Origin of the sequence: Streptomyces sp. NPDC055962, assembly GCF_042270185.1 — a bacterium.
Lineage (GTDB): Bacteria > Actinomycetota > Actinomycetes > Streptomycetales > Streptomycetaceae > Streptomyces.
Genome location: NZ_JBHJYN010000003.1, coordinates 280,747 through 306,105, shown reverse-complemented (window position 1 = coordinate 306,105; position 25,359 = coordinate 280,747). Strand labels below are relative to the sequence as shown.

General features: G+C 73.2%; 22 protein-coding genes. 17 read left to right on the top strand and 5 right to left on the bottom strand.

The window, feature by feature from the left end:
* The first annotated feature begins 72 nt into the window (after window positions 1-72).
* From ACFC51_RS11935 to ACFC51_RS11925, 3 genes are read left to right on the top strand one after another with little or no spacing between them, the layout of a single operon-like run.
* On the top strand, window positions 73-1,056 hold the full coding sequence (locus tag ACFC51_RS11935; RefSeq protein WP_376379602.1) for an ABC transporter ATP-binding protein: 984 nt from the start codon (window positions 73-75) through the stop codon (window positions 1,054-1,056).
* 55 nt (window positions 1,057-1,111) lie between these two features.
* Window positions 1,112-1,960 carry an ABC transporter permease gene (locus tag ACFC51_RS11930; protein ID WP_376379594.1) on the top strand — a complete coding sequence of 283 codons (849 nt, stop codon included), beginning with the start codon at window positions 1,112-1,114 and terminating at the stop codon, window positions 1,958-1,960.
* Window positions 1,961-1,994: 34 nt separating this feature from the next.
* Window positions 1,995-2,738 (top strand): ABC transporter permease, encoded by a 744-nt coding sequence (locus ACFC51_RS11925; protein ID WP_376379591.1) that lies wholly within the window; start codon window positions 1,995-1,997, stop codon window positions 2,736-2,738.
* Window positions 2,739-2,793: 55 nt separating this feature from the next.
* Here the strand turns inward: ACFC51_RS11925 and ybaK are convergent, their stop codons facing one another.
* From ybaK to ACFC51_RS11905, 4 genes are all read right to left on the bottom strand, one after another.
* Entirely contained in the window at window positions 2,794-3,294 is a 501-nt protein-coding gene (gene ybaK / locus ACFC51_RS11920; protein WP_376528318.1) for a Cys-tRNA(Pro) deacylase, read from the bottom strand.
* A gap of 16 nt (window positions 3,295-3,310) precedes the next feature.
* Window positions 3,311-4,090 carry an LON peptidase substrate-binding domain-containing protein gene (locus ACFC51_RS11915; RefSeq protein ID WP_376379585.1) on the bottom strand — a complete coding sequence of 260 codons (780 nt, stop codon included), beginning with the start codon at window positions 4,088-4,090 and terminating at the stop codon, window positions 3,311-3,313.
* Between the two features lie 11 nt (window positions 4,091-4,101).
* Window positions 4,102-5,136 carry a hypothetical protein gene (locus ACFC51_RS11910; protein ID WP_376379582.1) on the bottom strand — a complete coding sequence of 345 codons (1,035 nt, stop codon included), beginning with the start codon at window positions 5,134-5,136 and terminating at the stop codon, window positions 4,102-4,104.
* 231 nt (window positions 5,137-5,367) lie between these two features.
* Window positions 5,368-6,969, bottom strand: a complete 1,602-nt coding sequence (locus ACFC51_RS11905) for an oxidoreductase (protein ID WP_376528315.1) — start codon at window positions 6,967-6,969, stop codon at window positions 5,368-5,370.
* Window positions 6,970-7,129: 160 nt separating this feature from the next.
* Here ACFC51_RS11905 and hisD point away from each other — a divergent pair, with 160 nt between their 5' ends.
* The 12 genes from hisD (at window position 7,130) to ACFC51_RS11845 (ending at window position 19,916) form a co-directional block, all read left to right on the top strand.
* On the top strand, window positions 7,130-8,452 hold the full coding sequence (gene hisD, locus ACFC51_RS11900) for a histidinol dehydrogenase (RefSeq protein ID WP_376379577.1): 1,323 nt from the start codon (window positions 7,130-7,132) through the stop codon (window positions 8,450-8,452).
* A complete protein-coding gene (locus ACFC51_RS11895; RefSeq protein WP_376379575.1) occupies window positions 8,449-9,576 on the top strand; it encodes a histidinol-phosphate transaminase in 1,128 nt (375 codons plus the stop codon). The genes hisD and ACFC51_RS11895 overlap by 4 nt, the downstream gene beginning before the upstream one ends.
* Window positions 9,573-10,166, top strand: coding sequence for an imidazoleglycerol-phosphate dehydratase HisB (hisB, locus tag ACFC51_RS11890; RefSeq protein WP_376379572.1), 594 nt, complete (start codon window positions 9,573-9,575; stop codon window positions 10,164-10,166). The genes ACFC51_RS11895 and hisB overlap by 4 nt, the downstream gene beginning before the upstream one ends.
* Complete coding sequence (locus ACFC51_RS11885; protein WP_014156783.1) at window positions 10,163-10,330, top strand: hypothetical protein; 168 nt, start codon at window positions 10,163-10,165, stop codon at window positions 10,328-10,330. The genes hisB and ACFC51_RS11885 overlap by 4 nt, the downstream gene beginning before the upstream one ends.
* A 7-nt stretch (window positions 10,331-10,337) precedes the next feature.
* Window positions 10,338-10,979 (top strand): imidazole glycerol phosphate synthase subunit HisH, encoded by a 642-nt coding sequence (gene hisH, locus ACFC51_RS11880; RefSeq protein ID WP_329227737.1) that lies wholly within the window; start codon window positions 10,338-10,340, stop codon window positions 10,977-10,979.
* The gene (gene priA, locus ACFC51_RS11875) at window positions 10,979-11,704 is read left to right on the top strand and encodes a bifunctional 1-(5-phosphoribosyl)-5-((5-phosphoribosylamino)methylideneamino)imidazole-4-carboxamide isomerase/phosphoribosylanthranilate isomerase PriA (protein WP_376379567.1); all 726 of its coding nucleotides are present in this window, start codon (window positions 10,979-10,981) and stop codon (window positions 11,702-11,704) included. The genes hisH and priA overlap by 1 nt, the downstream gene beginning before the upstream one ends.
* The gene (locus tag ACFC51_RS11870) at window positions 11,701-12,099 is read left to right on the top strand and encodes a RidA family protein (RefSeq protein ID WP_376379564.1); all 399 of its coding nucleotides are present in this window, start codon (window positions 11,701-11,703) and stop codon (window positions 12,097-12,099) included. Before priA ends, ACFC51_RS11870 begins: the two co-directional genes overlap by 4 nt.
* Window positions 12,096-12,851 carry an imidazole glycerol phosphate synthase subunit HisF gene (gene hisF, locus ACFC51_RS11865; protein WP_329227731.1) on the top strand — a complete coding sequence of 252 codons (756 nt, stop codon included), beginning with the start codon at window positions 12,096-12,098 and terminating at the stop codon, window positions 12,849-12,851. Before ACFC51_RS11870 ends, hisF begins: the two co-directional genes overlap by 4 nt.
* Window positions 12,852-13,038: 187 nt before the next feature.
* Window positions 13,039-13,971 (top strand): alpha/beta hydrolase family protein, encoded by a 933-nt coding sequence (locus ACFC51_RS11860; RefSeq protein WP_376528312.1) that lies wholly within the window; start codon window positions 13,039-13,041, stop codon window positions 13,969-13,971.
* A gap of 273 nt (window positions 13,972-14,244) precedes the next feature.
* On the top strand, window positions 14,245-15,180 hold the full coding sequence (locus ACFC51_RS11855) for an alpha/beta hydrolase family protein (RefSeq protein WP_376379557.1): 936 nt from the start codon (window positions 14,245-14,247) through the stop codon (window positions 15,178-15,180).
* Between the two features lie 209 nt (window positions 15,181-15,389).
* Window positions 15,390-19,430, top strand: coding sequence for a hypothetical protein (locus ACFC51_RS11850; RefSeq protein ID WP_376528310.1), 4,041 nt, complete (start codon window positions 15,390-15,392; stop codon window positions 19,428-19,430).
* Window positions 19,431-19,451: 21 nt separating this feature from the next.
* On the top strand, window positions 19,452-19,916 hold the full coding sequence (locus tag ACFC51_RS11845) for a hypothetical protein (protein ID WP_376528308.1): 465 nt from the start codon (window positions 19,452-19,454) through the stop codon (window positions 19,914-19,916).
* Between the two features lie 201 nt (window positions 19,917-20,117).
* Here the strand turns inward: ACFC51_RS11845 and ACFC51_RS11840 are convergent, their stop codons facing one another.
* On the bottom strand, window positions 20,118-20,891 hold the full coding sequence (locus tag ACFC51_RS11840) for an alpha/beta fold hydrolase (protein ID WP_376377514.1): 774 nt from the start codon (window positions 20,889-20,891) through the stop codon (window positions 20,118-20,120).
* Window positions 20,892-21,052: 161 nt separating this feature from the next.
* Between ACFC51_RS11840 and ACFC51_RS11835 the strand changes: the two genes are divergently transcribed.
* Both ACFC51_RS11835 and ACFC51_RS11830 read left to right on the top strand, forming a co-directional pair.
* On the top strand, window positions 21,053-23,854 hold the full coding sequence (locus ACFC51_RS11835) for a LuxR C-terminal-related transcriptional regulator (RefSeq protein WP_376528305.1): 2,802 nt from the start codon (window positions 21,053-21,055) through the stop codon (window positions 23,852-23,854).
* A 127-nt stretch (window positions 23,855-23,981) separates the two neighbouring features.
* On the top strand, window positions 23,982-25,325 hold the full coding sequence (locus ACFC51_RS11830; protein WP_376377510.1) for a PucR family transcriptional regulator: 1,344 nt from the start codon (window positions 23,982-23,984) through the stop codon (window positions 25,323-25,325).
* The last annotated feature ends 34 nt before the right edge of the window (window positions 25,326-25,359 follow it).

Here is a 25,359-nt window from a genome sequence, read left to right as displayed (position 1 = left end):
TCCGACCCCGTAGTCTCATACCTCGTGAGTACGGGCACAGCACAGGCCAGGGGCACGGCACAGGAACAGTCCGTGTGCGCGGTGCGTGATCTGGTCAAGACCTACCCGGCCGTCCGCGGCCGACGCGGCCGGGCCGCGACCCCCGAGGTGCGCGCCACCGACGGGGTCCGTTTCGACGTCCGGCGCGGGGAGATCTTCGGACTCCTCGGCCCCAACGGCGCCGGCAAGTCCACGCTCGTGCGCCAGCTCACCGGACTGATGCGTCCCGACTCCGGAAGCGTCGAGGTGCTGGGGCACGATCTCGTGCGCCATCCCGAGCGGGCCTCCCGGCTCATCGGCTACCTCGGTCAGGAGTCCACCGCTCTCGACGAGCTGACCGTGTCGCTCGCCGCGGAGACCACCGGGCGGCTCCGGGGACTGCCGGTACGGGCCGCGCGGGCCGCGCGCGACGACGTACTGGAGGAGCTCGGGCTCACCGAGCTCGCCGGGCGCCCGCTGAAGAAGCTCTCCGGCGGACAGCGGCGGCTCGCCTGCTTCGCCGCGGCGCTGGTCGGTGAGCGCCCGGTCCTGGTGCTGGACGAGCCCACGACCGGCATGGACCCCGTCGCGCGGCGTTCCGTGTGGTCGGCCGTCGACCGGCGCCGGGCGGAGAACGGCGCGACGGTGCTGCTCGTGACCCACAACGTCATCGAGGCGGAGACCGTCCTGGACCGGGTGGCCGTCATGGAACGCGGCAAGGTCATCGCCTGCGACACCCCCTCCGGGCTCAAGGAGAGGGTGGCCGGCGAGGTCAGGGTCGAGCTGGTGTGGCGCGAACGCGCGCCGCTGGACGTCCCGGAGGTCGCCGCGCTGCGCGGGTCCGCCCAGGAGTCGGGGCGCAAGTGGGTGCTGCGGCTCGGGCCGGACGAGGCGCGCGCCGCGGTGGCCGCCGTGACCGGCGGGGCGGCCTTCTCCTCGCTCGACGACTTCACGCTGGCCACCCCCAGCCTGGAGGACGTCTACCTCGCGCTCGGCGGCGACGCGGCCGGGGCCACCGAGGGGCTGGTCAAGGCGTGAACGGAACGGTGAACGTGTCGGGATACGTGTCGGAGTCGAACGGGAGCACTGCCAGGTGACGAGCATCCTTCCCACGGAGTCCGCGAAGGTGTCCACACCGAAGGTGCGTGCCTCCGCGGTGCGCGAAGGCCGGTCCGCCCGCACCGCTCCGGCGGCCCTCGCCCCACGGGCCAGGCTGCTGCCGTCGCTGGCGGCGGTGTACCGGGCGCAGCTGTCGCGGGCGAGGGTCGCACGGATCCCGCTCCTCTTCGTCGCGACCTTCCAGTCCGTCGGGATCATGGTGCTGATGCGCGGAGTGGTCGACGGCGGCGCGGAGGCCCGGGCCGTCGTGGCCGGCTCCAGCGTGCTGGTCGTGGCCTTCGTCGCGCTCAATCTGCTCGCCCAGTACTTCGGCCAGCTCAGGGCCGGCGGCGGTCTCGACCACTACGCGACGCTGCCGGTTCCCCCCGCCGCGGTGGTGCTGGGAGCGGCGGGGGCGTACGCCTCCTTCACCGTGCCCGGCACGATCGTCACGGCGGTGGCGGGCAGCGCCCTGTTCGGGCTGCCCATGACCCATCTGTGGGTGCTCGTCGCGGTCATCCCGCTCTCCGGGGCCGCACTCTCCGGTCTGGGCGCCGCGCTCGGGCTGCTGGCGCCGCGGCAGGAACTGGCGACGCTGCTCGGTCAGCTGGGCATGTCGGCCGCGCTGCTGCTGGGTGTGCTGCCGGCCGAGCGGCTGCCGGGCCCCGTGGGGTGGGCGCGCGACCTGCTCCCCTCGACGTACGGCGTCGAGGCGCTGTCCCGGTCCTTCGACGCCCACCCCGACTGGGTGGTCGTCGCCCTGGACCTCGCCGTGTGCGCGGCGGTCGGTGTGCTGTCCCTCGCCGTGGCCACCTGGGCGTACCGTCGCGCGGCGGTCCGGTGAGGCGGCGCGTGTCCGGGCCTGGCACGATGGCACCGTGACCGCACCGTTGACGCCGCCGCACCAGCCCCAGCCGAACGACCCCTGGCAGGCCCCGCCGTCCGGGTCGCATGCCGTGCCCGGCGATCAGCCGGGCGCGGACGAGCGGCGTACGGAGCTGAGGCAGGGCGCGGTGATCGCCGCGGTCCTGACGGTGGCGGGTCTCGTGCTCGGTCTGCTCTGGCTCTGGCTCTCGCCGCGTGTGCCGCTGGTTTCCGACGACACCGCCGTCTTCCTCAAGAACAGCGAGGGCGAGGAGGCCATCGGGGCCGACGGCACCTTCGTGCTCCTGGGGCTGGCCTTCGGCCTCGTCTCGGGGATCGCCGTCTTCCTCCTCCGCCGGCGCGGGGGCATCCCGCTCGTGGTCGGGCTCGCCCTCGGCGGGCTGCTCGGCTCACTGCTGGCGTGGGGGATCGGTACCTGGTTCGGGCCGACGTCCGATGTGGTGGCCCACGCCAAGGAGGTCGGCAAGGGTGTCACCTTCGACGCGCCGCTGGAACTGCACGCGGTGGGGGCGGCGATGCTGGCCTGGCCCATCGCGGCGATGATCGTCCACCTGGGTCTGACGGCTCTGTTCGGTCCTCGGGACCCCGAGCCGGAGTGGGACGTTCCGTACGGGGCTCCCTACCCGGCTCCGCCCGGCTCCGCCGGGTCCTCCACGGCCGGGGCGGAGTCGGCGTTCGGGCCGGGCCCGGTGGCCGGGGACGCCAAGGGCTCCGGGGAGTGGCCGGAACGGTCGTAGCGGCAGGGCGGCGCCTGCGGTGGGTGTCCGCGGGGCCGGCCCTTCGGCGCAGGTCTCAGCCGCGGCCGATCGGGGCCAGGGAGGCCTCCGTCAGGGCGGCCAGGTCCGCCGGGGCGAGCTCGACCTCCAGCCCGCGGCGGCCCGCCGAGACGCAGATCGTCGTGTGGGACCCCGCCGACGCGTCCAGCACCGTGCGCAGGCGCTTGCGCTGGCCCAGCGGGGAGATGCCGCCCCGTACGTAGCCCGTGGTGCGTTCCGCCGCCGCGGGGTCGGCCATCGCCGCACGCTTGCCGCCCACCGCCGAGGCCAGGGCCTTCAGGTCCAGCGATCCCGCGACCGGGACGACGGCGACGACCAGCTCACCGTCGACGTCCGCCACCAGGGTCTTGAACACCCGGCCCGCGGAGACGCCGAGGGCCTCGGCCGCCTCCTCGCCGTAGGACGGCGAGGCGGGGTCGTGTTCGTACGCGTGCACCGTGAACGCCGTGCCGGCGGCGGTCAGGGCGACCGTCGCCGGGGTGCCGCCGGGCTGCTGCTTCCTGGACTTCTTCGCCACCTGGCAGGTCCTCAGGTCAGTTGGGGTGCGTCGGGTCGCGGGTCAGGTCGGCGGCCGGCAGGGACGGGAGGTGCCGGATGACGGCGGTCTCCTTGCGCAGGAGCGCCAGCTCCTCGCGCAGCCGGGTCGCGGTGTCCGGGGCCTGGAGCAGCCGTTGCTTCGTCGGGATGTCGAGCACGGCGGCGGCCGCCACGAGGTACGAGACGACGGACGGGTCGTCCGGCAGGTCCGCACCGGTCGTCAGGGAACGCTCGCTGGCTCCGGCCAGCCGCTTCTGGTAGCTGCGGAAGGCCCGTAGGACACCTTCTGCGAGTGCCCCCGCCTCGTCGGTGGGGGAGGCGTCGCCGTCCTCGGCGGCACCCGGGTCCTCGGGCAGCTCCTCGACCTCCGCCGTCAGGTGGGGACCGCTCGCGTCGACGGAGAGCAGCCGGACCCGTGTGGTGCCGGTCGCCAGGACCTCGTAGCTGCCGTCGGCGCGCTCACGGATCTTCGCCGCGTCCGCGACACAGCCGACCCGGTGGAAGGTCTGGATGGGATCGGGGCCGAAGCCGTCGCCCGGGGCGCGCTCCGCGGGGGGCGCGGCGGCGACCGTGTCCGGCATTCCGGTGGCCGTCGGGGCGGTCTCGCGGCCGTCGCGGATCGCGACCACCACGAAGCGGCGCGGTTCCTCCTCGTCGATCTCGAGCAGCTCGCGCATCATGGCGCGATAACGCTCCTCGAAGACGTTGAGCGGCAGTACGAGGCCGGGGAACAGCACCGCGTTCAGCGGGAAGAGTGGCAGGCGAGCGGTGGTCACAACGGCCAAGCCTAATGGGCGCGGGGCCCGCCGTGTTCCGGCCTGCCGCACAGGGGCGTGGAAGAGGCCACCCGGAGCCGGGCATCCGCCCGCGCGTCGAGGAACCCCCCGAGCGCCTCGCCGGTCACATGCGCCCAGGGGAACGACGTCGCGTACGGCCCGATCAGCCGGAACTGCTCCAGGGCCTCGGCCGCGCGGCCGCGTGCGACCAGGACGTAGGCGAGGAGGTTGCGGACCTCCGCCGGCCACGGGTCACCGGCGGGGAATCCGGCCGAGAGCCTGATCGCGAGGTCGGCCGCCGCGTCGATCCGGTCCCCCTGCACCGAGGTCGCCCGTGCGAGTGCCTTCTCGTCCCGCAGCAGGGCGAAGGCGGCCCGCACCGGGAGCGCCTGCACCAGGGAGTCCCCGGCGGCGTCCTCGGCGGCCCGCTCGGCGAAGTCGAAGCACTCGCGGTGCGAGCCGTACCACTCGGCCGACAGATAGCGGAGCGCCGCGACATGGCTGCCGTAGTGGTGCGGGCAGCGGCGTACGGCCTGCTCCCACAGGGACTCGAAGACGGTGTGCGGGGCGTGCGTGCCACGGGCGTGGTCGAGGGCGAGGCGCCACGGCACGGGGTCGCGGACGTCGGCCCGCGCCGCCGCCGTGATCTGCGGGCCCACCTCGCGCAGGAGCTCGGCATGTGCGGGTGACTCCCACGCGCGGCGCACCGCCAGCGCGGCCTTGACGAGCAGGGCGTCCGGGTCGCGGGGCGCGGCCGCCAGCCAGTCGGTGAGCCAGCCGTCGCGGTTGCGGGCGAAGGCGACCAGCCGGCCCAGGGTCCGGTCCCGGGACTCCCAGTCGGCGGCGTCCCGGGTGGTGGCGAGGAGCTTGGCCGCGGGTTCGAAGTCTCCCAGGGCCGCCGCCACCAGCGCGGGGGACAGCTGCTCGTCGGGAGCGTCGAGCATCACCGCGTCGTCCGCCGGCAGCCCGGCGGACAGCCCGGAGCCGTACCGGAAGACGCGCGTGGTGCTCAGCAGTGCGCGGAGGAAAGACATGGTGCAGACCATTGAAAAGCCCTGGTGAGGGCTGCGCCAGAGGGGCTCTGTGAAGCTTCTGTAGCGAGTGGGAGGGTTGCCCTGGGCGAGGTCAAGAAAAAGCAAAACAATCGACCGTGACTGGCTGGATTCCGCCCTTCCGGTTGCCGATAACCGCCCGTCCTCCCGGACCCCGGCCGGCCTTGCGGCCGGTGTGCCGGCAGGGATCCGGCGGGGCGGGGTGCCGCCCCGCCCCGTCCCCGGTCAGCCGCGCCGCAGCAGCCGGGACGCGCCCGCCGCCACCGTCGTGGCCAGTATCCATCCCAGCAGCACGAGGGCCGCGGCCGTCCACTGCCAGCCGCCCTCCAGCAGCCAGTAGCCGTCCTGCCCGAGATCGATCACGGGGACCAGCAGATCCAGCGCGTACAGGGCGGGATTCCACTGGGGATGCTCGCTCCCCTTGATCGACTCCGGCCGGTACTGCGAGAACGCGATCGCCCCCGCCGCCCACAGCACGGCCATCCACACCAGGGCCCGCCCCGGCCGGTAGCCGTACGCCACCGTCCAGTCCTGCAGATAGCCCCAGATCCTCCCCGCCGGCGGCAGCGTCTCCCGGCGCCGGCGCTGCTTGGCCAGCAGCACCTCGCGGGCGTCAGCGTCCTCCCCGCAGCTGCGGAGCACCGTCGCGAGGCGCTCGTACGGCTCCGGTACGTACTCCGGGGTCGCGGCCAGCACCCACTCCAGGCGCCGGGAGAGCGGGAAGTGGCCGTACGGCACGAGGTTCTCGTACACGAACCCGCCCATCGCCAGGCCGCCGGGTCCCGGCCAGCTCGTCGACACGTCGATCAGCGTGACGACCTTCGCGCCGTTCAGCACGACCCGGCCCTCCCGGGGGCGCTCCGCGTTGAACCGCAGCTCGGGTGTGACGATCCGGCGCAGCGACAGCTCCTCGCGGTCGGCGAGCACGAACCGGGCCTTGTGCAGATCCACGGCGTCCCCGAACCGCCCGTCGTCCAGCCGCACCGCGCCCCGGCACTCGAAGGGCTGCGCGCGCGTCCCACGCGCCGGGCCCCCGCCGCGCGCCACGCCGAACGGGGGAGTGGTGCCCTGGTTGCCCGTGTCGATGCTCACCCACGCCTCGGTCATGTAGAGCGTGCGCTCCACGCTCAGCTGCGGGGCGTTGAGCGCCCGCCGTCCGTCCGAGGCGCGGAGCCGGCTGCCGCGCAGGCTCAGCGAGCCGCCGACCTTCGCCCCGCGCAGGCTCAGCTCGCCGCGCGTCTCGATCATCTCGGCCTGGAGGTCCTGCGCCACCGACATCCCGTCGCCCACGAAGGAGCGGCCGCGCCGGTCGGGCCCGACGCGCATCTGGTTGATCAGCAGATCCGTGCCGATCTGCGCGTCGGTCAGCCGGATGCCCCGCTCGATCCGGCAGCGCGGCAGATGCAGGTCCCCCTCCGTGTGGAGGCGGGCCGCGTCCAGCCTCGGCACCGCGCACCCCACCATCCGCAGCGTCGTGAAGTGGCACTCGGGCAGCACCACCTCCTGCTCGAAGCGGCACCCCGTCAGCTCCACGTAGGGCGAGACGCGGCCGCCCGCCAGATCCAGCTTCCCCGTGATGCGGAGGCCCCGGAGCTTCAGCGCGGCCACCCGCCCGGGCCGTGCGGCCGGCCCGCTCAGCAGCAGCCGCGCCACCGTCCGGGCGCCCACGCTGCGCTCGGGCCCCCAGCTGTGCGGGGCGAACGGATCGTCGCGCACCGGGTCGTGCGAGCGGAGATCGTAGGTGGTGCCGTTCCGGAACGACTGCCACATGCCCAGCTCCGCCGCGCTGAGCCCGTCGGGGATCTCGCCGTCGTACGGTTCGGTCACTGCATCACCTCCGGACGCGCGGTCCGTCCCGCGCCTCGTACAGTCGTTCTTCCCTCTCTGTGACGACGTGAACGCCGACGGTCAGTAGTGACGGCCGGGACATGTATCAGCCAGTGATACGGGCGACCGGACGCCGGAACCGGTCTGAGAGAATTGCGGTGTGATCTCTCGAATCGATCTGCGCGGTTCCGCCCTCCCCGAGGGCGGCGCCCTGCGCGACCTGCTGCCCCGTGCCGAGTTCGACGTGGAAGCCGCCCTGGAGACGGTGCGGCCCATCTGCGAGGACGTGCGCCATCGTGGCTCGGCGGCAGTGATCGAGTGGGGGGAGAAATTCGACGGCGTCCGGATCGACTCGATCCGGGTCCCCGCCGACGCGATCACCGGCGCCCTGGAGGACCTCGACCCCGCCGTGCGGGCCGCACTGGAGGAGTCCGTCCGCCGCGCCCGCCTCGTCCACCGCGAGCAGCGCCGCACCACGCACACCACCCAGGTCGTCCCCGGCGGCACGGTCACCGAGAAGTGGGTGCCCGTCGAGCGCGTCGGGCTCTACGTCCCGGGCGGCCGCTCGGTCTACCCCTCCTCCGTCGTCATGAACGTCGTCCCGGCCCAGGAGGCCGGCGTCGAGGGCATCGCCGTGGCGTCCCCGCCGCAGAAGGAGTTCGGCGGTCTGCCGCACCCCACGATCCTCGCCGCCTGCGCCCTTCTCGGTGTCGACGAGGTGTACGCCGCCGGCGGGGCCCAGGCCGTCGCGATGTTCGCGTACGGCACCGAGGACTGCCTCCCCGTGAACCTCGTCACCGGCCCCGGCAACATCTACGTCGCCGCGGCCAAGCGCCTCCTCAAGGGCCGTGTCGGCATCGACGCCGAGGCGGGCCCCACCGAGATCGCGATCCTCGCCGACGCGAGCGCCGACCCGGTGCACGTCGCCGCCGACCTGATCAGCCAGGCCGAGCACGACCCGATGGCCGCCGCCGTCCTCGTGACCGACTCCGAGGAGCTCGCCGCCGCCACCGAGGCCGAGCTCGAACCCCAGGTCGCCGCGACCAGACACGTCACGGACCGGATCGCGCCCGCCCTGGCCGGCCGGCAGTCGGCGATCGTCCTCGTCTCCTCCGTCGAGGACGGCCTGAAGGTCGTCGACGCCTACGCCGCGGAGCACCTGGAGATCCAGACCGAGAACGCCGCCGCCGTCGCGGACCGCGTCCGCAACGCGGGAGCGGTCTTCGTCGGCCCCTGGTCGCCCGTCTCCCTCGGCGACTACTGCGCCGGCTCCAACCACGTCCTGCCCACCGGCGGCTGCGCCTGCCACTCCTCGGGCCTGTCCGTGCAGTCCTTCCTGCGCGGCATCCACATCGTCGACTACACCCGCGACGCCCTCGCCGAGGTCACCCACCACGTCGTGACCCTGGCCGAGGCGGAGGACCTCCCCGCCCACGGCGCCGCGCTCAAGGCCAGGTTCGGCTGGAAGGTTCCGCAAGCGTGACGAACAGCAGCACCACCCCGAACGCGTGGGACGCGCTCCCGATCCGCGACGAACTGCGCGGCCAGTCCCCGTACGGGGCGCCCCAGCTCGACGTACCGGTCCGGTTGAACACCAACGAGAACCCCTACCCGCTGCCCGACGCGCTCGTCGAGCGCATCGCCGAGCGGGTCCGCGAGGCCGCCCGCGACCTCAACCGCTACCCCGACCGCGACGCCGTGGAGCTCCGCACCGAACTCGCCCGCTACCTCACCCGCACCGCCGGGCACGAGGTCGGTACCGCCGGCGTCTGGGCGGCCAACGGCTCCAACGAGGTCCTCCAGCAGCTGCTGCAGACCTTCGGCGGCCCCGGGCGCACCGCGATCGGCTTCGAGCCCTCGTACTCGATGCACGCCCTCATCGCGCGCGGCACCGGAACCGGCTGGATCTCCGGACCGCGCAACGAGGACTTCACCATCGACGTGGAGGCCGCGAAGAAGGCCATCGCCGAGCACCGGCCCGAGGTCGTCTTCATCACCTCGCCCAACAACCCCACCGGTACCGCCGTGGACGCCGGTACCGTCCGCGCGCTGTACGACGCCGCCCAGGCCGCCCGGCCCTCGATGGTCGTCGTGGACGAGGCGTACGGCGAGTTCAGCCACCACCCCTCGCTGCTGCCGCTCATCGAGGGCCGCCCCCACCTGGTGATCTCGCGCACCATGTCCAAGGCGTTCGGCGCCGCCGGTCTGCGCCTCGGCTACCTGGCCGCGGCCCCCGCCGTCGTCGACGCGGTCCAGCTGGTGCGGCTGCCGTACCACCTCTCCTCCGTCACCCAGGCCACCGCGCTCGCCGCCCTGGAGCACACGGATACGCTGCTCGGGTACGTCGCGCAGCTCAAGAGCGAGCGCGACCGGCTGGTCGACGAACTGCGGGAACTCGGCTTCGCCGTCACCGACTCGGACGCCAACTTCGTCCAGTTCGGCCGCTTCGCCGACAGCCGCGCCGCCTGGCAGCAGATCCTCGACCGGGGCGTCCTGGTGCGGGACAACGGTGTACCGGGGTGGCTGCGGGTCTCCGCGGGCACCCCGGCAGAGAACGACGCGTTCCTCGATGCGGTGCGCGAACTGAAGAAGGAGCACGACGCATGAGCCGCGTAGGCAGGGTGGAGCGGACCACCAAGGAGACCTCCGTGCTCGTCGAGATCAACCTCGACGGCACCGGCAAGGTCGATGTCGCGACCGGGGTCGGGTTCTACGACCACATGCTCGACCAGCTCGGCCGCCACGGCCTCTTCGACCTCACGGTCAAGACCGAGGGCGATCTGTACATCGACTCGCACCACACCATCGAGGACACCGCCCTCGCACTCGGCGCCGCCTTCAAGCAGGCCCTCGGCGACAAGGTCGGCATCTACCGCTTCGGCAACTGCACCGTCCCGCTGGACGAGTCGCTCGCCCAGGTCACCGTCGACCTCTCCGGCCGCCCGTACCTGGTGCACACCGAGCCCGAGAAGATGGCGCCGATGATCGGCGAGTACGACACGACGATGACCCGGCACATCCTGGAGTCCTTCGTCGCCCAGGCGCAGATCGCCCTGCACGTCCACGTCCCGTACGGGCGCAACGCCCACCACATCGTGGAGTGCCAGTTCAAGGCCCTGGCCCGCGCCCTGCGCTACGCCAGCGAACACGACCCGCGCGCCGCCGGCATCCTTCCGTCCACGAAGGGCGCCCTGTGACCGGCCTCAACACCGTACTGATCCTCGTCGGCCTCTTCCTGGCCGGCGGCGTCTACTCCTTCTGGAAGCAGGGCATGCCCAAGGGCGTCGTCGTGCTGCTCGGAATCGGCTCCGTGATGTGCCTGGTGGCAGGCGTCATGCGGATCCAGGGACTCTGGGACTGAGGAATCTGTGAGCGACAAGAAGAAGATCGTCGTCTTCGACTACGGCTTCGGCAACGTCCGTTCCGCCGAGCGGGCCCTCGCCCACGTCGGCGGGGACGTCGAGATCACCCGCGACTTCGACACCGCGATGAACGCCGACGGGCTGCTCGTCCCCGGCGTCGGTGCCTTCTCGGCCTGCATGGCCGGCCTGAAGGAGGCGCGCGGTGAGTGGATCATCGGGCGCAGGCTGTCCGGCGGCCGTCCCGTCATGGGCATCTGCGTGGGCATGCAGATCCTGTTCGAGCGCGGCATCGAGCACGGCGTCGAGACGGAGGGCCTCGACGAGTGGCCCGGCACCGTCGGACCGCTGAAGGCCGACGTCGTCCCGCACATGGGGTGGAACACCGTCGAAGCCCCGGAGGACTCCCGGCTCTTCGCAGGCCTGGACCCCGAGTCCCGCTACTACTTCGTGCACTCCTACGCGGCGCACGACTGGTCCCTCGAAGTGACCAACGCCAAGATCCGTGCCCCCAAGGTCACCTGGGCCACGCACGGAGAGCGGTTCGTGGCCGCCGTGGAGAACGGCGCGCTGTGGGCCACCCAGTTCCACCCCGAGAAGTCCGGCGATGCCGGCGCCCAGCTGCTGACCAACTGGATCGAGACGCTGTAATGCCGAAGCTTGAACTGCTCCCCGCCGTCGACGTCCGCGACGGCCAGGCCGTACGCCTCGTGCACGGCGAATCCGGCTCCGAGACCTCCTACGGCTCGCCCCTGGAGGCGGCCCTCGCCTGGCAGAGCTCCGGCGCCGAGTGGCTGCACCTCGTCGACCTGGACGCGGCCTTCGGCACCGGTGACAACCGTGCGCTGATCGCCGAGGTGGCAGGCGCCATGGACATCAAGGTCGAGCTCTCCGGGGGCATCCGCGACGACGCCTCGCTGGAGGCCGCCCTCGCGACCGGCTGCCGCCGCGTCAACCTCGGCACCGCCGCCCTGGAGACCCCCGAGTGGGTCGCCAAGGTCATCGCCCAGCACGGCGACAAGATCGCCGTCGGCCTCGACGTGCGCGGCACGACGCTGCGCGGCCGCGGCTGGACCCGCGACGGCGGCGACCTCTACGAGACGCTCGCCCGCCTCGACTCCGAGGGGTGCGCCCGCTACGTCGTGACCGACATCGCCAAGGACGGCACGCTGGAGGGCCCCAACCTGGGACTGCTGCGGGACGTCTGCGCCGCCACCGACAAGCCGGTCGTGGCCTCCGGCGGTGTCTCCTCGCTCGCCGACCTGCGCGCGATCTCCCTCCTCGTCCCCGAAGGCGTCGAGGGCGCGATCGTGGGCAAGGCGCTGTACGCGAAGGCGTTCACCCTCGAGGAGGCCCTCAAGGCGGTCGCCGCATGACGGACTCCGTACGCCGCATCTCCTCGGACGTGCCGTTCGAGGAGAAGTTCGGCTACTCCCGCGCGGTCGAACTCCCCAACGGGCTCGTCCTGGTGGCCGGCTGTACCTCCGTCGTCAACGGGCAGATCTCCGCGGGCAGCCCGTACGAACAGGCCGTCACCTCCTTCGAGGTCGCCTTCTCCGCGCTGAAGGAGCTGGGCCTCGGCCGTGAGGACGTCGTCCGCACCCGGATGTACATCACCCACGCCCGGGACGTCGACGAGGTGGGCCGCGCCCACAAGGAGCTCTTCGACGACGTCCGGCCCGCCGCTTCCATGATCATCGTGTCCGGTTTCGTCGACCCCTCCCTGGTCGTCGAGGTCGAGGTCGAGGCCTACCGGGCAGGTGAGCGATGACTCTCGCCGTACGTGTCATCCCCTGCCTGGACGTCGACAAGGGCCGTGTCGTCAAGGGGGTCAACTTCCAGAACCTGCGCGACGCGGGCGACCCCGTCGAAATGGCGAAGCTGTACGACGCCGAAGGCGCCGACGAGCTGACCTTCCTCGACATCACCGCCTCCAGCGGTGACCGCGAGACGACGTACGACGTGGTGCGCCGCACCGCCGAGCAGGTCTTCATCCCGCTCACCGTCGGCGGCGGGGTCCGTACCCCCGACGACGTCGACAAGCTGCTGCGGGCCGGGGCCGACAAGGTCGGGGTCAACACCGCGGCCATCGCACGCCCCGACCTCATCCGCGAGATCGCGGAACGGTTCGGGCGCCAGGTGCTCGTCCTCTCCGTCGATGCCCGCCGCACCCCCGAGGGCACCTTCGAGGTGACGACCCACGGCGGCCGCAAGGGCACCGGCATCGACGCCGTCGAGTGGGCGCACCGGGCGGCCGAGCTCGGCGCCGGCGAGATCCTGCTCAACTCGATGGACGCCGACGGCACCAAGGACGGCTACGACACCGAGATGATCGAGGCGGTACGGGCGCACGTCACGGTCCCCGTCATCGCGTCCGGCGGCGCCGGCAGGCTCGAGGACTTCGCGCCCGCCGTGGGTGCGGGAGCCGACGCGGTGCTCGCCGCATCCGTCTTCCACTTCGGTGACCTGCGGATCTCCGAGGTCAAGGGCGCTCTGCGCGAGGCCGGGCACCCGGTCCGCTGACCACGGCGGGGGAGCGGTCCCGCCCCGAGGACCGGCGATCTCGCCGATGTCCTCGGGGAGCGCGCGCCGCCAGAGTGGCGCCGTCAACGCATGACGGCGCCACCACGCGGTGCTCCCCGGAAGGCCCCCGGACGACGGGCGCCGGCTGCCGCGGTGTGGTCCGCCTCGACCGAGAGGATCCCCCCTCGTGCAGCAGCACCTCCCCTCCGGCGGCATCGCCCCCCGCAGGCACCGGATGTCGAAGAGCCGCTCCCGCACCGTCACACTCGCCATGGCGGCCGCGGCCGCCACGGCCGGCCTCGTCACGGCGCTGATGCCGGGCGCGCAGGCCGCGGACAACCCGTACGAGCGCGGCCCGGCGCCGAGCAACTCGAGCATCGAGGCGAGCCGCGGTTCGTACGCCACGTCCCAGACGACCGTGTCCTCGCTGAGTGTCAGGGGCTTCGGCGGCGGGACGATCTACTACCCGACGTCCACCTCGGACGGCACCTTCGGCGCGGTCGTCATCTCGCCGGGCTTCACCGCCTACCAGTCGAGCATCGCGTGGCTGGGCCCGCGGCTGGCCTCGCAGGGGTTCGTCGTGTTCACCATCGACACCAACACCACGTCGGACCAGCCGGCGAGCCGCGGTGACCAACTGCTCGCCGCACTCGACTACCTGACCGACGACAGCTCCGTGAAGAGCCGGATCGACTCCAGCCGGCTCGGGGTGATGGGCCATTCCATGGGTGGTGGCGGCACCCTGGAAGCGGCGAAGGACCGTCCGTCGCTCCAGGCGGCGATCCCGCTGACGGGGTGGAACACGGACAAGACGTGGCCCGAGGTCAAGACCCCGACCCTGGTCATCGGCGCCGACGGCGACACCGTCGCTCCCGTCGCCTCGCACTCGGAGCCCTTCTACACCTCGCTGCCGAGCTCGCTGGACAAGGCGTACCTGGAGCTGCGGGGCGCCACGCACTTCACCCCGAACTCGTCGAACACGACGATCGCGAAGTACAGCATCAGCTGGCTGAAGCGCTTCATCGACAACGACACCCGCTACGAGCAGTTCCTCTGCCCCCTGCCGTCGACCAGCACCACGATCGCGGAGTACAGGGGCAACTGCCCGCACACCTCCTGACCACAGGGGGAGCAGGGGCCGGGCCGCGCGTACCGCGGTCCGGCCCCTCGCGCTGTCGGGTCCCGTGGCCCGGCACCCGTGTCGTCACTCCCCGAGGAAGGCCGGACCGGGCGCGAAGACCGGCGATCTCGCCGATGTCCGTACGGGGGCGCACCACGACAGTGGCGACAGGCCAGTGAATCGACGGCACCACTCCACACCGCACCCCGCAGGCCCAGGACGACGGGCCCCGGCTGCCGTGATGCGGTGCCGCCACAACCGAGAGGAACCCCCGTGCAGCAGCACCTCCCCTCCGGCGACATCTCCCCGCGCCGCCACCGGACGTCGCAGAGCCGCTCCCGCACAGTCAAGGGCGCCCTGGCGGCCGCGGCGGCGACCGCCGGTCTGCTCACCGCGCTCGTCCCCGGCGGAGCACAGGCCGCGGACAACCCGTACGAGCGCGGCCCCGCGCCGAGCAACTCGAGCATCGAGGCGCTCCGCGGCTCCTACTCCACCTCCCAGACCTCCGTGTCCTCGCTGAGTGTCAGAGGCTTCGGCGGCGGGACGATCTACTATCCGACGTCCACCTCGGACGGCACCTTCGGCGCGGTCGTCATCTCGCCCGGTTTCACGGCCTACGAGTCGAGCATCGCGTGGCTGGGCCCGCGGCTGGCCTCGCAGGGGTTCGTCGTGTTCACCATCGACACCAACACCACGGTCGACCAGCCGGCCAGCCGCGGTGACCAACTGCTCGCCGCACTCGACTACCTGACCGACGACAGCTCGGTGCGCAACCGGGTCGACTCCTCGCGACTGGGTGTGATGGGCCACTCGATGGGTGGTGGCGGCACGCTCGAAGCGGCGAAGGACCGTCCGTCGCTCCAGGCGGCGATCCCGCTGACGGGGTGGAACACGGACAAGACGTGGCCCGAGGTCAAGACCCCGACCCTGGTCATCGGCGCCGACGGCGACACGATCGCTCCCGTCGCCACCCACTCCAAGCCGTTCTACACCTCCTTGCCGAGCTCGCTGGACAAGGCGTACCTGGAGCTGCGGGGCGCCACGCACTTCACCCCGAACAGCTCCAACACGACGATCGCGAAGTACAGCATCAGCTGGCTGAAGCGCTTCATCGACAACGACACCCGCTACGAGCAGTTCCTCTGCCCCCTGCCGTCGACCAGCCTGACCATCGCGGAGTACAGGGGCAACTGCCCGCACACCTCCTGACCACGGACCGGCGGGGGCGTGTCCCGGACCGCCCCCGCCGGTCACCGCCGCGGACCACGTCCTGGACCGTCCCTTGAGCTGCCCGTCCTCCCCTGCGGGGAACCGGAGTTGGAGCAGCCGTCTCGCGACACGTGCGCCGAGAGCGGCGCGAGATGCGCGTGAGTCATCATCTGCGCGCACACCATGCACCACAACGGGAGGCCGCACGTATGAGACCCAGGCAGAGAGCGGGCCGCCGGCACCGCAGCAAAGCCGTCCGCACCACCGTCGTACTCGCCACCGCCGCAGCCCTGATCGCCGCGCTCCCCGCGGGGGCGAACGCCGCGCCGGAGCCGAAGGCGCCCCCGGGAGCAGCCCAGGGCCCGACCGGCGGGAAGGCCGCGTCCGGCGACTCCGCACGGCCGGCCGCCGTACCGGAGGAACAACGTGCCGCGGTGCTCGGCACGTCGTACACCGCGTCCGACGACCTCGCGTGGAGCACCTCCGGTGACGCCACCGGGTTCCACCTGCTGACCGCCGCACGTGAGGACGGCTACGCCTGGCGCACGGCGGCCACCCTGGCCGAGCCGGGCTTCGAGGCCGACAGCTGGATCGGCAACGTCTGCGTCACCGGCTCCGGCGAGCGCGCCGTGGTCGCGTACGCCCCCCGCACCTTCACCAACGACCAGCAGCTCATGTCGCGCGGTGCGTTCACCGCCGTCGTCGAGCTGGCCACGGGGAAGGTCACCAAGCTCCCCTTCCAGGCGTCCCTGGCCTACTTCTCGCCGGGCTGCGGCACGGACGAGACGGCGGTGTTCTCGCAGTTCGCCGATGACCGTTCCGCGCGCAACGAGACGCGCATCGTCCGGGTGGACGCGGCGACCGGCAAGGCATCCGCACCCCAGGCGCTGGCAGGTCAGGTGACCTCGGCCGTGCCGTACGGCGACGACGTCGTCGCAGCCGACGGGAACCGGATCGTCCGGATCGACGGGAAGGGCGTCCGCAGCACCGTCGCCCTCGCCCGGCGCATCCCCTTCCAGCTCAAGGCCGACCGGGACGGCGGCCTCGTCTACCTCGACCGGACCACCGCTGCGGCGAAGGCGAAGGCGGCCGATCCCGCGGACGGCGCCGTCATGCGGGTCGGTGCGGCCGCGGTGAAGACCGGGAAGGGCGCCCCGAGCACGCTCGCCACCGGCACCCTCACCAAGATGGACCTCACGTCCAGCGCCGACGGCACCGTGCTGGTGACCGGCGAGTCCCGGCAGGCCGTCTCCGCCCTGCCCTCGGTGGTGCGCCGCCCGGCATCCGCCCCCAAGGACGCGCACGCCTCCACCGACGGCAAGGTCCTGGTGACCGACGCCGGCTGGAGCGGCGACGGCAAGAACCCGGCCCGCGCCGGGGACACCGGCGCCGAGCGCAACGCGCTGATCGACCTCAAGGACCTGGGCACCGGCAAGACGGTCGCCCTGGAGACCAGCCCCGGCGGCGCCCCCCACGAGGACGCCGGCCAGAAGCTCTCCCCGGCGCTGGCAGGGGTCTCCACCACCGCGCCCGGCACCCGCTCCGCGTCACTCGCGGCCGCGGCCGACCCGCACAACCCGGTGGAGGAGGAGCGCACCTGCGCCGTCGCCCGTGGTGACGTCCGCCAGCAGGCGTTCCAGCCGACGCCCCGTCAGGTGGAGTGGGCGGTGGACCAGGCGATCAGCAACAACCTGAACAAGCTGGTGTCCCGTCCGGCCAACTGGAAGGACACCGGGGTCGGCTCCTACGCGCCCCAGCAGCTGTTCCCGCGGGACTCGCTGACCGGCGGCGGCCAGATCCCGGCGCAGGTCATGCTCGGGATCACCGCGCAGGAATCCAACATGTGGCAGGCCACCCGGTACGCCGTGCCCGGGGTGACCGCCAACTCCCTGATCGGCAACTACTACGGCACGAAGTACAACTCCGACGGCGGGATCCCCGACCCGTGGGCGATCGACTGGTCCGACTCGGACTGCGGCTACGGCATCACGCAGGTCACCGACAACATGCGCAAGGGTGACACCGGGTGGTCCTCGCTCCAGCAGAAGGCCGTGGCCGTCGACTACACCGCGAACATCGCGGCCGGCGTCAACATCCTGATCGAGAAGTGGAACCAGACCAAGGCCGGCGGGATGACCATCGCCAACGGCGACCCGAAGTACCTGGAGAGCTGGTTCTTCGCGCTGTGGGCGTACAACTCGGGCTACTACCCCGAGGCCGACGCGAGCAAGAACAAGGGCAAGTGGGGCCTCGGCTTCACCAACAACCCGGCCAACCCGCTGTGGAAGGCCAACCGCACCCCGTTCCTGGAGAACGCGAGCGGTACCGACGACTACTCGCACGCCGCGCACCCGCAGGACTGGCCCTACCAGGAGAAGGTCCTCGGCTGGGCCGCCCGTCCCATCTCGGCGCTCTTCAAGCCCGGTGACATGCAGGCCGGGTACCGCCCCGCCTGGTGGACGACCACTCTCGACCGTACGGCGCTGAAGCCGCCGGAGTCGCTGTTCTGCACCAGCGCCAACGAGTGCGACCCGAGCAAGATCGGCCCGAACGACTCCAACGACCCCGGCATGGGCGCCTGCACCCGCACCGACCTGTACTGCTGGTGGAACAAGTCGATCCCGGCGACCACCTGGAAGAACTGTGCCTCAGGGGTCTGCGGCAACGCGATCCACCGGTTCGACGACACCTACCCCGAACAGCCGGACGAGAACTCCTACGCGCCGCGCTGCTCGGGAGGCGTTCCGAGCGGTGCCCTGGTCATCGACGACGTGGCCAACGGCATCCGGCCGTCCGGGTCGGCCAACCGCTGCCCGTCGGCGGTGTCCTCCGCGGGCAGCTTCGAGTTCACCTTCGCCGCGTCGGGCGGCTTCTACCCGGGCAAGATCGACCTGCACCAGATCGGAGCCGGGTACAGCAACCACTTCTGGTTCACCCACAGCCGCGAGAGCGGCACCGCGGAGGCCAACCGCCTCAGCACCACGGGGACCTGGAAGCTGGGCAAGGCGCTCAACGGCTGGTCCCGGGTGATGGTGCACATCCCCGACCACGGGGCGCACACCCAGCAGGCCAAGTACGAGATCGACACCGGGACCGGGTCGTTCACCCGTACCCGCTACGTCAACCAGAAGATCAAGGCCAACACCTGGGTCTCGCTGGGCGTGTACAACATGAGCGGCACGCCCCGGGTCCGCCTCGGCAGCCAGACCGAGGACGGGGACGGCAGTGAGGACGTGGCCTGGGACGCGGTGGCCTTCCAGCCGCTGCCGGCCAAGCCGAAGCACATCGTGGCCGTCCTCGGCGACTCGTACACCTCGGGTGAGGGCGCCGGCGACTACAGCCCCGAGTCCGACGCCGACCACGGCACCGACCGCTGGAACGCCTGCCGGCGCAGCGACAACGCATGGTCCCGGAAGGTCGTCCTGCCGGGCACATCGACCGCGCTGGGCCAGCTCTCCGACGACTGGAGCACCACCGCCGAACTCGGCTTCGTGGCCTGCTCCGGGGCGATGACCAGGAACGTCTGGAACGGGCCCTTCGACGCGGAGTCGCAGAGTTTCGGCGAGGGGCAGTTCAAGGAGATCAACCAGGTCAACTCCGGGGTGCTCACCCCCGAGACCACCCTGGTGATGCTCACGCTCGGCGGCAACGACGGCGGCGGCTTCACCAACGCCATGATGGACTGCGCGGGGATCGGGACCAACTGCAACGAGGACCCGAACTTCCTGCCCAAGTACAAGGGCATCGTCGACCAGACGATGATCCCCAACCTGTCGAGCACCCTGAGCGACATCTCGCTCAAGGCACCGAACGCGCAGATCGTGCTCATGGGCTATCCGGAACTGCTCAGCCGCACGGTCAAGTGCTCCGGTTCGCTCTACTACATGATGCCCGAGGTCGCGGCGCTGGCCGAGCTGGTCAACCACGCGGACACCGAGCAGGAGAAGCTGGTCGGCCAGCTCAAGTCCGGGGGCATGAAGATCGCGTACGCGAACCCGGTCGACGCCTTCGTCGGCCACGCGGGCTGCGACGACCCCGAATGGATCAACAAGATCGTCATCGGCCCCAACGGCGACGGCGACTTCCACCAGGGTGACCCGGTCACCAAGGTCAGCGGTTCCTGCACGGCGGACTGGCTGCCCGAGGAGTGCCTGAGCCGCGAGTCCTTCCACCCGAAGTCCGACGGCACCACGGGGTACGCGAACGTGATGAAGTCGAGACTGACGGCACTGGGATACACGGGCTCGTGATGCGGTACGACCGTCGGTGACATGACCGATCACACGGAACACCATCCGACGGGCCGGCCGGCCGGACGCGCGAAGGCGCGCCGGCCGGCCGGCGTCGTCGCCCTCGCCGTACCGGCCGCCCTGGCCGTGCTCGTCCTGGCGGCCGTGGGCACGCTCCTGTGGTGGCTGGGCGACCGGCTGCCCGAGGGGGCCGACCGCACACGTACGGAGAACCAGCGCCTCCAGGTGGCGGGCCTCGCCCGGCAGCTGGCGGACGCCGCCCACGACGGGGAGCTCTCGGACGCCGAGATCGGCCGCATCGCGCGGGCCGATCCCTGGCGGGTGGACCGGCCGGACGGCGGTGCCGTGCGCATCGTCGTCACGACGGTCCCGGCCCTGGCCGACGAACCCGCGTCCTGCACGGAGTTCACCCTCCCCGTCCCGCTGGGGCCGGCCACCGAGGCCGCCCACCGACCCGCGAAGGAGGACTGCCCGGTACACGGCTGAGCGCCGCACCCCGGGGAAGGCACGGCTCCGGTTGCCGGGGGAGCCGCGCCGGGGGCCGGGCCGCGGACACCGCGGCCCGGCCCCTTCCTGCTGCCCGCGTCCTCCGCTCCGGGCCCGGCCCCTTCCCGCTCCCCGTCCCGGCCGCTCCTGGCCCGGCCCCTTCCCGCTCCCCGTCCCGGCCGCTCCGGCCCGGCCCGCCGTTCAGCCCCGGGCGAGGAACGAGCTGATGGCCTCGGCGAAGCCCGGATCGCGTACGGCGGTGAGGTGGTCCCCCGGGAGCACGGTCAGCTCCGCCCCCGCTATCGCCGAGGCCAGCACCTCGGGCCGGGTCGCCAGGGGATCGTCCTCGCCGGCGAGGACCAGCGTCGGGACGACGACCCGGTCGAGCGGCAGCGCGTCCCGGTGCACCGCCCGGATCTGCGCGGCCAGCGCCAGCCGGTCGCCGCCCGCCGTGTCGGCCAGGACCCTGAAGGCCCGGGTCCGCTCGGGTGCGTCCGCCGCGTCCTGCGCCGTCAGCGCCGCCGACACCAGCTCCGGAGGCATCACCCGGGTGTCCAGTCCGCCGACCTCGACCGCCCCGGCGCCGATCCCTCCGGCCACCAGACGGCTGATCCGGGGATCCCGCGCCGCGGCGAGGAGCGCCACCACGGCGCCCATCGAGTAGCCCGCGAGGTGCACCCGTTCCTCGCCGATCCGGTCGATGAGCAGACGGACGTCACGGGCCATCAGCGACTCGCCGTAGTGCGTGTCGTCGTGCGGCCGGTCCGACTCGCCGTGGCCGCGCGCGTCCAGGGCGTACACCCGGCGTCCCCGTGCGACGAGCGCCTCGACGACACCGGGCCCCTCCCAGTTCAGCCGGGCGTTCGCCGCGAAACCGTGCAGCAGCACCACCGGGGGCAGGGAGGTGTCCGGCTTCCGCGACCAGGACCAGTAACGCAGGGTCAAACCGTCGTGTGTACGCAATTCATCAGTCATGCACCGACGTTACGGGCGGCCGCCGCCGATCGGGCCGGGACTGTGCCTCCGCACAGTGCGCACGCCGTTCCGTTGGGAGCCCGCACCGCTCCGGGCCGACCGGGAACAGGGAGCGGACGCGAGCCTTCCGACGCTGTTTACGCGGAAGTAACGTGAAGAGCGTGACCCCAACGACGACCGTGCACAGTCCGCTCCGGCTGTACGGCCGCAGCGGTGAACTGGCCATCCTGGAAACCCTGTCGGGGCGGCTGCGGGCAGGGGACGGCGGAGCGCTCGTGCTGACCTCGCCGCCCGGCCTCGGCCGCACCGCACTGCTGCGGCAGACCGCCTCCCGCTACCTCGCCGGACACGGCGGCCCCGTGCTCTTCGCCGCCGCGGCCCCCGCCGAACAGAGACTGCCCTTCAGCGGACTGCACGCCCTGCTCTGCTCGGCGCCCGGTCCGCTGCCCCTCGCCCCCGACACCGTCCTGCGCTCCGGCATCACCCCGGGCGGGCTGCTCGGCCTGCTGCGGATCCTGGGCGCCGAACAGCCCCTGCTGGTCTGCGTGGACGACGCGCACGCCTGGGACCCGGACTCCCGCGCGGCGCTCGGCTTCGCGGCCCGCAGACTCGGCGCGGGCAGCCGGGTCGCGGTGGTCATCGGCGCGGCCGACGAGACCGCCTTCGCCGGACTGCCCGCGCTGCGCCTCGGCCCGCTCGACGACGACGCGGCGACCGCCCTGCTGGACCGCCTCACCGACGGCACGGCCGAGGTCGACCCCGTCGTACGCAGCGAACTCCTGCGCGAGGCGGCCGGGAACCCGCGCCTCATGGCCGGACTCGCGGGCCGCCTCACCCCCGGCCAGCTCGCCGGGCGCAGCGCGCTGCCGTATCCGCTGCCCGGGGCCGAGAGCGTCCTCGACGCCCACGCCGAGCACCTGGACGGGCTCTCCCCCGACACCCACACCCTGCTCCTGCTGGCCGCGGCGGCGGAGGAGCACGAGCCCGACGGGGCGGGGGCCGACGCGGCTCTGCTCCTGCGGGCCGGGGCCCGGGCCGGACTGGCCACCGCTTACCTCGACCGGGTGCTCTTCGCGCCCGCCGGCACCGCCGGAGCCCTCCAGCGGGCAGGCAGCCGCGTGCACTTCAGCCATCCGCTGCTGCGCCGGGCGGTCCTGCACCGGGCGCCCCCGGGCCGCCGCAGGGCCGTGCACGAACTGCTGGCCGGACTCCTCAGCGGCCCGGGCCCGGCGCCGCTTCCCGCACTCGTCCAGCGCGCCTGTGCCGCACCCGGGCCGGACGCGGGCCTCGCAGGACAGCTGGAAGCGGCGGCCACCGCACCCCGGCCGCACGGCGAACGCTCGGCCGCGCTGGCCCGCGCCGCCGCGCTCTCCACCGACGACACCCTGCGCGCAGCGCGGTTCACCGAGGCCGCCGAGCAGGCGCGGCTGGCGGGCGACACCGGCCGGGCCCGCGCCATGCTGGCCCGCGTCGGACCCCACCTCGCCGGGGGCGCCGCGCCCTACGTGCGCGGCATGCTGGCCCTGCGCGACGGACCGGTGGCCGACGCCCGTGAGGCGCTCCTGGCGGCGGCGGAGCTACTCGCCCCGCACGACCCGCGCCGCACCCTGGACGCGCTGTTCGGCGCGGCGGAGGCGGCGTGGGCCATGGGGGACGCCATCGCGTACCTGGACGCCATGAACCGCATCCCCGTCACCGCGGCCGACCGGTCCATGGCGCAGTACCGTGCCGGGATGTGCGCGGTGCTCGCCGGGCACCCCGACCGGGGCCACGCCCTCCTGCGGTGCTGCCTCGACTCCGCCGACCGCGCCGAGGACGCGGGCGAACTCCTGCGGGCGGCCGCCTCGGCGCTGGTGCTCGGCGAGGTCGACGCCGCCTGCCGCGCGGGGGCCCGCGCCCTCGCGGTCGTACGCACCCGCGGCCCCGAGGCCCTGCTGCCGCACGCCCTGGAACAGCTCGCGTACGCCGAGCTGCGCGCCGGGCAGCACGCCAGGGCCCGGGCCCACGCGCTGGAGGGGCTGCACGCCGCGCGGCGCACCGGGCAGCAGAACTCCGCCACGCATCTGCACGCCGTGCTCGCGCTCGCCGCCTCGGTGGAGGGGCCCGCCGAGGCGTGCGCCGCCCACGCGGACGCCGCGCTGGCCGGGGCGGGGCCGCACGGCCTGGCCCAGGCCGCCATGCTCGCCACCTGGGCGGTCGCCCGCGCCGATCTGGCGGCCGGCCGGCCCGGTGAGGCGGCGGCCCGGCTGGGGCCGCTGGTCAGGCCGGGACCGGGAACAGGGCACTTCGCCACCCGGATGCTCGCCGTGCCGTGCTACGTCGAGGCGACGGTGCTCTCCGGCCGCGCTGACGAAGGGGCCTCCGAACTCGCCTTCGCCGTGGAGGAGTTCGCTCTGTGGACGGCGCGGACGACCGACCCCCAGGTGCCCGCCCAGCTGGCCCGCTGCCGCGCCCTGCTGGCACCGCCCGAGGAGGCGGCCGCACGGTACGAGGAGGCGCTGGCCCACCACGACCGCGCGGGCGGTGACTTCGAGCGCGCCCGCACCCAGCTGCTCCACGGCCAGCTGCTGCGCCGTCTGCGCCGCACCCGCGAGGCCCGGGGCCCGCTGCGCGACGCGCTGGTCGCCTTCGAACGCTGCTCGGCCCGCGTCTGGGCCGACCGGGCGGGAGGGGAGCTGCGGGCCGCCGGAGAGGCGGTGGACGCGCCCGAGCAGAGCGGCCCCGGCCCGCTGGCCGGACTGACCCCGCAGCAGCAGCGCATCGCCCGCTGCGTCGCCGAGGGGGGCACCAACCGCGAGGTCGCGGTGCGCCTCTCGGTGAGCCCGCGGACCGTCGACCACCATCTCCGCAACGTCTTCGCGGCGCTCGGCGTGCGGTCGCGGACCGAGCTCGCGCGGCTGCTGGACCGCGGGGGCGGGGCGAGGTTGCAGGACCGTGATGAGAAGAACCGCGCAGACCTCTAGGTACCGACCGGGCGGTATGCCATTCTGCGTCCGTCAGGATCAATCGGTGTGCGCCCGGCCCGTGCCGGGCCGGGCGCACACCGGGGCCGGCCGCACCGCAGCCGGCCGATTCCCGGTGGAGGCCGCCATGCCGCAGGTCGTACGTTCACGGATCAGGGCACTGCACGGACCGCCCCCCGTCGCACCCATGCCGCACCGCGCCCGCTCCCTGGCCGACCGGGAGGCCGTGGCGGTGCTCCACCGGGCGGCCCGCGTGCTGCTGGAGGCGCTGCCGGAGCTCACGGACCGGCTGGTCGAGGCGCTGCGGGAGCAGGAGCCCGCCTACCGCGCCGCGATCGAGAACGAGCCTGCGGAGATCTGGCAGGAGGTCCACCACTCGCTGCGGCACAACGTCGCCTCCCTCATCCAGCCCCGGGAGTTCAGGGAGGCCGCCCACCGCACCTCCCGGTGGATCGGCGAGAACCGGGCCGAACAGGGCGTCCCCCTCGACGCGGTCATGCACGCCTTCCGGATGGGCGGCGCGATGGTCTGGCAGGACCTGGTCGACGACACGGCCCGCCGCCACCCCGAGGACACCCGTCTGCTCGTCCATGTCGCCGCGGACGTCTGGAACTTCGTCGACGAGCACTGCGCGGTGGTGGCCGAGGCGTACCGGCAGGCGGAGCGGCGGCTCTCCTGGCGCCGGGAGAACCAGCAGCGCCTGATGACGGCGGCCCTGCTGGACGGCACCGCGCGGATCGCGGACCTGCCGGACGCCGCCGCGATGCTGGGGCTGCCGGTGCAGGGGCGGTACGCCGTCCTCGCGGTCGCCGGCGCCCGCCGCTCCCCGCACGCCACGGGGCGTCCGCCCCTCGAACTCGCCGGGGAGACTCCCGCGCTCTGGCACTCCGCGGGCGACGTGGAGCTGGCGATCCTTCCCCTGGGGGCGGCCCCGGCCGTGTCCGAGGAGGAGCCGCGGTGCGAGGAGGACGGGCCCGCGGTTCCCGACGGCCTCACCTCCGACGACGAACTCGGTGCGCTCGCCGAAGGGCTGACGGCGCCTTTGGGTACGCGGGTCGGCGTCAGTTCCGTCGTCGACGGGCTGGCGTCGGTCGGGGACGCCCGGCGGCTCGCCGAGACGGCGCTCAGGGCATGCCCGGCGTCCGGCGGCACCGTCCTGCTCGACGAGCACCTCCCCGCCGCGCTCGTCGTGTCCTCGCCCGCCCTCGGCACGGCGCTCGCCGGCCGGGTCCTCGGGCCGCTGGACCGGCTCGACCCGGCGGACCGGGACGTGCTCATCGAGACGCTGACGGCATGGCTCGACTCGGACGGCTCCGCCCAGCGGGCCGGAGCGAAGCTGTACTGCCACCGCAACACGGTGCTGAACAGGCTGCGCAGGTTCGAGCAGCTGACGGGGCGTTGCCTGACGCGGCCCTCCGACGCGGTCGAGGTGTCCCTGGCGCTCGCCGCGCGACGGCTGCTGACGGGCTGAACCCGTCCCCCCGTGCCCTGCCGGCCGGGTGCTT